The following is a 7755-nucleotide window of genomic DNA, read 5'->3' as shown; positions in this document are numbered from 1 at the left end:
CCTTAAAGGTACCTGAGCCACAACAACTGGCTTGCTTCAGTGGCACAAGCTCTATATCCAACAGGGGGGCGATCGCCCGCGTTGAGAGATCTAATTCCCGACAGGCACCTTGAGCCACACAACCGGGATAGTAGGCATAGCGTAAAGCAGGCATACCACTTGAAAAGTCTAAAATCTGCCCCTAGTCTAGCCAATCATCACATTACCTTCGTAACGTCTCGCTGCTCAGTTATAATCCTAGGATTTAGAAACAAGTGCTTAGTTTTTAGTCAAAAGTCCGTGTTGCCACCAGGCAATTTCTTGCCTTCTTTCAATCATCCATGCCATAGGAGTGCGATCTTGCGTTACTTATTCAGTTCAGAGTCCGTCACCGAAGGCCACCCCGATAAAATTTGCGACCAAATTGCCGATGCCATTCTGGATGCTTTGCTCACCCAAGACCCCCAGAGTCGCGTGGCTGCTGAGGTGGTTGTTAATACGGGTTTAGTCCTGATTACCGGGGAAATTACGACCAAGGCACAGGTCAACTACGTTAACTTAGCGCGGCAGAAAATCCATGAAATTGGCTATACCGATGCTAACAATGGCTTTGCCGCCAATAGCTGTGCCGTCATTGTTGCTCTTGATGAGCAATCCCCCGATATTGCCCGTGGTGTGGATACAGCCCAGGAAGCCCGGGAACAGCTCAGTGACGCCGAACTGGATCGCATTGGCGCCGGCGATCAGGGGATTATGTTTGGCTATGCCTGCAATGAAACCCCTGAGTATATGCCCTTGCCCATTAGCTTGGCACACCGCATGGCACGTCGCTTAGCTGCTGTCCGTAAAACGGGTCAGCTGCCCTACCTACGCCCCGATGGCAAAACCCAAGTCACGGTCATCTATGAGGATGGCAAACCAGTGGGGATTGATACAATTTTGATTTCCACCCAACACACCGCCACCATTGATGACATTAGCGAGGAAAGCGCTGTTCAAGCCAAGATTAAAGCCGATCTCTGGGAGGCAGTTGTCAAGCCAGTTTTTGCCGATTTGACCCTCCAACCCGATGGAAACACCCGCTTTTTAGTCAATCCTACGGGCAAATTTGTGATTGGCGGTCCCCAAGGGGATTCAGGACTCACGGGGCGCAAACTGGTGGTGGATACCTACGGTGGCTATGCCCGCCATGGGGGGGGTGCCTTTTCCGGTAAAGATCCGACAAAAGTGGATCGCAGTGCCGCCTATATGGCTCGTTACATTGCCAAAAACATCGTTGCCGCAGGGCTGGCGGACAAATGCGAGTTACAGATTAGCTATGCCATTGGCGTTGCTCGCCCCATGAGCCTCTTTGTGGATACCTTTGGCACGGGCAAACTCGCCCCAGAGCAATTGTTGGAGTTGATTAAAACCCACTTTGATCTTCGCCCCGCTGCTATTATTCAAACCTTTAACCTGCGCCACTTACCCCAAGATCGCGGTGGTCGCTTCTACCAAGATGTGGCAGCCTATGGTCACTTTGGGCGTCATGACCTTGACTTGCCTTGGGAAAGACTCGATAAAGTTGCCGATCTGCAAGCTGCTGCTGCTCAGTTTCTAAGTGCAGTCTAGGAAAGTATGGGGGGAGTTGTCCCCCCCTAGTTACTGGCTGACTCGTTGCAGGCAGGTTTGGGCGGTCTGGGTGAGCATCTGGCGCACTTCCGGCTTGATATTGGTCTGCACACTTTCACCAATGGCTTGAAACTCGGCTAAGGTCAGCGAGGATTGCAGTTCATTGATCACACAGGTGCAGTAGGCATTGCCGTATTGCGCCATTTGAGGCACTTGCTGTTCCAGAGCGGTTGTGCATTCACTGGTGAATCGGGAAACCACCTCTGGAGGATAGGGGGTGGCGATCGCCCCCCCACCGAGAGACACTACACTTAAAACCATCAAGGGAATGGATGATGTTTTGAGTAAAGACATTCTTTCGATCCCTCATGTATGAAAGCCTAATGCCCATTCTTTAGAGACTTCTCCAGTTTAGGCAGGTTCCAGAGAATGTGCCACTGTGGCGGATTGGTCTGCGGCCAACGTTTACATTCCTATGGCCAAACGTTAAACTAAAAGATTGGATTGATTGCCCCTACTTGGTTGTTACCCATCGCTCTATGACCCTATACAATCCCTCGTTGTACGAAGAACCCATTTCCCAAAAGAACCTCACTGCTGAGGGGCGTTCTGATCGCTCAATTTTGGAATGGTTACAGCAAACCGGCCGCCTTATTCCCCGCGATGCCAATGAGGCAGACCCAATCATTGATAGCACCCTCGATGATATGGGTGAAATTGAGGAATTTGTGGGTGACTCCTTGGGCGATTACGACGAAGAAGAGGACCTAGGGCTTGAGGAGTAGGGCACAAATCCCCCTATTATCGGAGTATGTGCTAAAGCTATCCCCATGCCTTCCACCAAAACCAGGGCTGCGATTGAACCCCGTTGGCTAACGGGACGGCGGCTTTTTGGCCTTCTCGCCATTGGCCTCCTCATTGCTAGCATTGCTTACGATACAGGGGCAAACCACTGGCAACGGCCGTTGCAAACCTTAACGGTGCCTTATTTGGTGAGTTTTGCCATCGTGGCGGTTCTAGGGATGGCCGTCGTGCCCATGTTGCGGCGGTTGAAAACTGGGCAAATTATCCGCGAAGATGGCCCACAATCTCACCTGCAAAAATCGGGCACACCGACGATGGGGGGAATCTTTTTTGTGCCGCCGGGGCTGGGGCTAGCCCTCCTGTGGACAGGGTTTGCTCAGGGGAAGCTATCGCCAACGGTGGGGGCGATCGCCCTGTTGGTGCTTTGGTATGCGGCCATTGGCTGGTGGGACGACTGGCAAGTTCTGCGGCGCAAATCCAACAAAGGACTATCGGCTCGGCTGCGGCTCCTGCTGGAGGGCATTGGGGCGGCTCTTTTTTGTGCTTGGCTGGTGGGTAGTGATCCAACGGCAACGGTTGTGACGGCTCCCTGGGGATGGGTCTGGCCTTTAGGGATGGCATTTATCCCCTTAGCAATTTTTGTGCCGATGGCGGAAGGGAATGCTCTGAATCTTACCGATGGTCTCGATGGTCTGGCGACTGGGACGGCGGCGATCGCCCTCCTTGCTTTAGGGATGATTCTCAGCCCCTATCCCGACTTGCAAATTCTGGCCGTTGTTATGAGTGGTGCCTGTCTTGGCTTCCTCTGGCACAATCACCATCCGGCACGGGTGTTTATGGGGGATACCGGTTCCCTAGCCCTGGGGGCAGTCCTTGCGGGCATTGGCTTGGCCAGTCACCACCTCTGGGAACTGTTGATTGTCAGTGGTCTTTTTTTTGTGGAGTCCCTTTCAGTGATTGCCCAAGTGCTCTACTACAAGGCAACAAAAGGCCCCGACGGCGTGGGCAAGCGGCTGCTGCGCATGGCACCTCTGCACCATCACTTTGAGCTGGGGGGGTGGTCAGAACTGCGGGTGGTGAGCACCTTCTATGGGGTCGTTGCCCTCTTGGGACTGCTCTGCGGCCTCCTGCAATGGTTGGCCTAATTGGATGGGGGAAGTGCAATGAAAGCCGCAGTGCTCTACGGCAAAGAAGATGTCCGCATTGAAACCGTCCCTGATCCGACGCCGGGGCCGGGGGAAGTGGTGATTCGGGTACGGGCCGCCACCACCTGTGGCACCGACTTGAAGGTATGGCGCCGCGGGGGTCATGCCCGGATGCTGACTCCGCCGATTCTCTTTGGCCATGAAGCTGCCGGGGAAATTGTTGCCCTTGGAGCTGGTGTGACTGAATGGCGGGTGGGCGATCGCGTGGTGGCCAATAATTCTGCCCCCTGTGGTCAGTGTTTTTATTGTCAGCGGCAGGCCTTTTCCCTGTGTCCTCATCTGGAGTTTAACAATGGCACCTTTGCCGAGTATTTGAAACTTCCTGCCAGTATTGTCCGCCAAAACCTTTTGCCCATTCCAGAATGCCTCTCCTTTGCCTTGGCAGCGCTGACCGAACCCCTCGCCTGTGTTCTCCATGGTGTTGCCCGCTCTGGCTTTGACCCGGCTATGGTGGAAACGTGGCCGAGTCCACCGCAAATTGTTGTCCTTGGGGACGGCGCCATTGGTCTAATGTTTGTCGGCGTGCTGGCACAACAGGGGGCACGGGTTCTTGCCTTTGGCGGTTCCGATGGGCGGCTGGCGATCGCTACCACCTTTGGGGCAGAGCAAACCATCAATCATCACCAGTGCGGGGAAATTCCCGCCGTCGTCAAAGACTGGACGGAAGGACGGGGCGCCGACATTGTCATTGAAGCCACTGGGATTCCTGAAGTCTGGGAAACGGCGATCGCCTGTGGTCGGCCGGGCGCCACGATTAACCTCTTTGGTGGTTGTCCCCGGGAAACGGCGATCCGCGTGGATACAGAACGCCTGCACTACGAAGAACTCACCCTCAAGGGGGTCTTTCACAACACTCCCCCCTTTGTCCGTCAGGCTCTGCAATTGATTGCCAGCGGTACACTGCCCTTTGAGAAGCTCATTAGTGGCCAAGCCCCCCTAACGGAGATTGAAAGTGTTTTGCAAGCCATGAAGGCACGCCAAGTGATCAAAGTCGCCCTGCAACCCTAGCTATTGCCGCAGTAGCAAATAGTACAACTGCCCCGGCGTATTGACGAGACCGGCGCGCGCTTTGGCGACATCTCCCGTGCCCATGAAAATATCGACACGACCTGGCCCCCGAATAGCACTGCCCGTATCCTGATCCAACACAAAACGGCTAACGGGGGTTTGCCGCCATTGGCCTTGGGCCTTGAGGGGAATCTGCGTGTTGATCACCGCCAAGGCGCCCGGTGGCATTAGAGACTTATCGGTGGCGATCGAACGCTCTGGGGTCACCGGCATCGAGAGACTGCCTGTGGGAGGACGCCCTTGGGTGTGTTCAAAAAAGACAAAACTGGCGTTGCGGGGCAAGTAGCGATCGAGCTCAGCAGGGTTGGCCTCAAAGTAAGCCATGAGGCGCGGGAGTGTCAGTTCCTCACGGGCAATCTTGCCATCGCGAATGAGTTCTTGGCCAATACTGGTGTAGGGGTGATTCGTTTTGCCGGCATAGCCCACGGTAAAGCGGCGACCATTGGGCAGTTGCAGCTCAGCCGAGCCTTGGACGTGAACCAAAAAAGCCTCAAGGCGATCGCGCAAATAGACCAGTTCCAGACCCCGCAAAGGGCCATTGCGCCACTGCTGCCCATCCGCCCCTTCCAGTTCCAAGCGAGTGGGGTGCGGCTCTGGCCACTGCTCAAAATTAGGGGGGCGACGAAATAGAGGATAGCGGTATTCTGCTGTCGGCACTAAGCTGGCACGATAGGTCGGTGCATAATAGCCCGTGAACTCCACTCGCCCTTGGCCATCGGCGCCAATGGATTGATAAAAAACAAATTCTCGCTTGACGGCGGCTTGCAGTTCTGCCGCAGAGCGACGGGTTTGTACCAGATGGCGAAAGCGTTCGAGGGAGCGGATGACCCGCTGCTGGAGATTGGGGCCAAGGGCTGCTCCGGGTTGGCCAATAGCGGTGTAGGCGGCGTAGTCTTGGCGGGCCTTCTCAGTACGCAGGTAACGCAAACTATGATCAATGGCTTGGAGGAGTCGTGCTCGCTCACCGCGGGATTGCCAGAGGGCAGTATCTAGGGCAACGGTTGGTGGGAGTTGGCTTTGGCGCGTCAAGGGAGCAGCCGTTGGTGCTGTGGCGATCGCGCCCGCTGCGAGGATGATGACCCCCTGAAGCCATCCTGTCCATAAACCCGCCATAGAGCCTAGGCAAACCGATCGACACTGGAGGCAAACACAGGTTCTACCCGAATCGCAAAGACTTTTGAGGGGCGCACCACCATGTATTCCCCTTGAATGTTTTTAATGGGAACAGAAATAAAGTCGTTGGAATCTGCTTTGGCCGCCAACTCGTTGCTGTACCACTTCTGGAAGTCTTGAATGGTGGGGAAGCGCACCTCCTCACGGTGACCGCCCTCCAGAAATAAATGAACCGCAAATTCAGAAGGGGTTCTGGGCATAGGCGCGATCGCTCATCCTTATCGTGCACATTATCCTCTATTATCGCTGTAATTGGTGGCTTCAGGTACTAGGGACCACCGGTGAGGGGACGGGGAGCGCGATCATAGTACTGGGCGGTCATGGCTGGGTTGAGAGCGCGAGCACGCTCATAGTCCCGTTGCGCCAGTTCCACATTCCCACTGTCGAAGTGGGCCATGCCCCGACTATAGTAGGCAGCAACAAATTGAGGATCCCGTGCTAGGGCAGCATCAAAGTCCGCAATTGCTGCATTGTAGTTTTGCAGGGCAAGATAGGCCATGCCGCGGTTGTAGTAGGCGGCAATAAACTGTGGATCGTTGCGCAGCGCAGTGGTAAAGTCAGCGATCGCCCGCTGCATATCCCCTTGGTCGTAATAGGCCAGGCCGCGAGCAAAGTAGTAGTCAGCACTGGGGTTGAGTCTGATCGCTTGGCTAAAGGCATCAATGGCAGCGGCCAGGTCCCCCGTACCTTGGTGCATTAATCCCACGTTGTAGTAGTCCTCGGCACTGCGGGGCATCAGGCGTTGCAGTTCCTGAAGTTCGGGGGGAGTCAGGGTGGCGATCGCCATCGGCTGTGCCACAACAGCACTGCTGAGACCAACAAAAGCAGCTAAAACCGTCAAAGTACTGAAGAGTTGTTGGCGCATCGTCGGCCTCCTTTCGGCATTGCTCAGCCTTACTTCGATCCTAAAAGAAAATGAAGCGATCGGCCAGCAAACGATAACAGTTGTAATAAATTGCTAGCTACGACCCCTTTCTGGGCGGCACACCCAGCCTTCCGCTCTGTCGCGGTTTTGAATCCTTGGAAAAAAGGCTGGGTGTTGATATCTTGAGGTTTTCCGCTCAGAAGACAGTGCTCTATCTCTGGGATAGGTGTGGTGTAGGGCACTGACGGGGAACTTTGGGTGATGTTCAAAGGGGCTTGTAATTAACAATGCGCCCAAAACTCTCCGGCTGCAAACTAGCGCCACCCACCAGCACCCCATCAATTTCTGGCTGGGCCATGATGGCATCAATGTTGTTAGCATTCACTGAGCCACCGTACTGAATGGGGACATCGGGATTGTGCAACTTACTGCGAATCAAACCAATGACACGGTTGGCTTCCGTTTCTTCACAGGTGTCACCGGTACCGATCGCCCAAATGGGTTCGTAGGCAATCACCAAATTGGTCTGATCCACATCCACCAAATCCAGCGCCAACTGCTGAAAGATGTGGTTTTCTGTTTCGCCGGCATCCCGTTGGGCTTTCGTTTCACCGACACAGAGAATCGGTGTTAGGCCGTGGCTTTGGGCAGCCCTGAGCCGTTGGTTAACCGTGGCATCCGTTTCACCAAAATACTGTCGCCGCTCACTATGGCCAATAATCACGTAGCGCACGCCCAGCTCCACCAGCATCGGTGGCGAAATTTCGCCCGTAAACGCCCCTTGATCTGCCCAGTGGACATTTTGGGCACCCAGCTTCACCCGTGTTCCGTGCAGACTCTTAGACAATACACTCAAACAGGTGTAGGGAACACATAGCACCACCTCGCGATCGCTGGGGGTGTCCACCAATTCCCCTAAAAACTCCTGTAGGAAGGCCACTGCCTCCTGTTGGGTTTTGTGCATTTTCCAGTTGCCAGCAAGAACTTTTGGGCGCACTCGTCCTGATTTTCCTCTGCGAAACTTAACCTGATCAAGCCTACCACAGGGGT

The 7755-nt window shown here is 54.7% G+C and carries 10 protein-coding genes; 4 read left to right on the top strand and 6 right to left on the bottom strand.

Going from position 1 to position 7755, the window contains the following annotated elements; translation table 11 throughout:
• Window positions 1-154, bottom strand: a 154-nt coding sequence (locus tag H8Q75_RS00770; protein ID WP_297039605.1) for a heterodisulfide reductase-related iron-sulfur binding cluster, incomplete at its 3' end; no start/stop codon positions are given.
• A gap of 185 nt (window positions 155-339) precedes the next feature.
• Between H8Q75_RS00770 and metK the strand changes: the two genes are divergently transcribed.
• Entirely contained in the window at window positions 340-1590 is a 1251-nt protein-coding gene (metK, locus tag H8Q75_RS00765) for a methionine adenosyltransferase (RefSeq protein ID WP_024125896.1), read from the top strand.
• 30 nt (window positions 1591-1620) lie between these two features.
• Here the strand turns inward: metK and H8Q75_RS00760 are convergent, their stop codons facing one another.
• Window positions 1621-1944, bottom strand: coding sequence for a hypothetical protein (locus tag H8Q75_RS00760; RefSeq protein WP_297039600.1), 324 nt, complete (start codon window positions 1942-1944; stop codon window positions 1621-1623).
• A 77-nt stretch (window positions 1945-2021) separates the two neighbouring features.
• On the opposite strand from H8Q75_RS00760, the gene H8Q75_RS00755 reads away from it, so the two are divergent.
• Genes H8Q75_RS00755 through H8Q75_RS00745 form a run of 3 tightly spaced genes read left to right on the top strand, consistent with a single transcriptional unit; the run spans window position 2022 to window position 4607 of the window.
• On the top strand, window positions 2022-2375 hold the full coding sequence (locus H8Q75_RS00755) for a DUF3134 domain-containing protein (RefSeq protein WP_225871756.1): 354 nt from the start codon (window positions 2022-2024) through the stop codon (window positions 2373-2375).
• A gap of 45 nt (window positions 2376-2420) precedes the next feature.
• Complete coding sequence (gene mraY / locus H8Q75_RS00750) at window positions 2421-3539, top strand: phospho-N-acetylmuramoyl-pentapeptide-transferase (RefSeq protein ID WP_297039593.1); 1119 nt, start codon at window positions 2421-2423, stop codon at window positions 3537-3539.
• Between the two features lie 18 nt (window positions 3540-3557).
• Window positions 3558-4607, top strand: coding sequence for an alcohol dehydrogenase catalytic domain-containing protein (locus tag H8Q75_RS00745; protein ID WP_024125892.1), 1050 nt, complete (start codon window positions 3558-3560; stop codon window positions 4605-4607).
• Here H8Q75_RS00745 and H8Q75_RS00740 read toward each other — a convergent pair whose 3' ends face one another.
• The 4 genes from H8Q75_RS00740 to tpiA form a co-directional block, all read right to left on the bottom strand.
• The gene (locus tag H8Q75_RS00740; RefSeq protein ID WP_297039588.1) at window positions 4608-5780 is read right to left on the bottom strand and encodes an MltA domain-containing protein; all 1173 of its coding nucleotides are present in this window, start codon (window positions 5778-5780) and stop codon (window positions 4608-4610) included. It lies immediately after the preceding gene.
• Between the two features lie 5 nt (window positions 5781-5785).
• The gene (locus tag H8Q75_RS00735) at window positions 5786-6040 is read right to left on the bottom strand and encodes a hypothetical protein (protein ID WP_024125890.1); all 255 of its coding nucleotides are present in this window, start codon (window positions 6038-6040) and stop codon (window positions 5786-5788) included.
• A gap of 68 nt (window positions 6041-6108) precedes the next feature.
• Complete coding sequence (locus tag H8Q75_RS00730) at window positions 6109-6705, bottom strand: tetratricopeptide repeat protein (RefSeq protein WP_024125889.1); 597 nt, start codon at window positions 6703-6705, stop codon at window positions 6109-6111.
• A 265-nt stretch (window positions 6706-6970) separates the two neighbouring features.
• Window positions 6971-7702, bottom strand: coding sequence for a triose-phosphate isomerase (tpiA, locus tag H8Q75_RS00725; RefSeq protein WP_024125888.1), 732 nt, complete (start codon window positions 7700-7702; stop codon window positions 6971-6973).
• Window positions 7703-7755 lie beyond the last annotated feature (53 nt).

The organism is Thermosynechococcus sp. OHK43, from assembly GCF_014466085.1.
Classification (GTDB): domain Bacteria; phylum Cyanobacteriota; class Cyanobacteriia; order Thermosynechococcales; family Thermosynechococcaceae; genus Thermosynechococcus.
The sequence above is the reverse complement of the archived record's forward strand: the minus strand, read 5'-3'. Positions and strand labels throughout refer to the sequence as shown.

Excerpts from the sequence above, each read along its gene's own strand:
- H8Q75_RS00745 (WP_024125892.1), top strand. The coding sequence starts at position 3,558 with ATGAAAGCCGCAGTGCTCTACGGCAAAGAAGATGTCCGCATTGAAACC.
- H8Q75_RS00740 (WP_297039588.1), bottom strand. The coding sequence starts at position 5,780 with ATGGCGGGTTTATGGACAGGATGGCTTCAGGGGGTCATCATCCTCGCA.
- H8Q75_RS00735 (WP_024125890.1), bottom strand. The coding sequence starts at position 6,040 with ATGCCCAGAACCCCTTCTGAATTTGCGGTTCATTTATTTCTGGAGGGC.
- H8Q75_RS00730 (WP_024125889.1), bottom strand. The coding sequence starts at position 6,705 with ATGCGCCAACAACTCTTCAGTACTTTGACGGTTTTAGCTGCTTTTGTT.
- H8Q75_RS00760 (WP_297039600.1), bottom strand. The coding sequence starts at position 1,944 with ATGTCTTTACTCAAAACATCATCCATTCCCTTGATGGTTTTAAGTGTA.
- mraY (WP_297039593.1), top strand. The coding sequence starts at position 2,421 with ATGCCTTCCACCAAAACCAGGGCTGCGATTGAACCCCGTTGGCTAACG.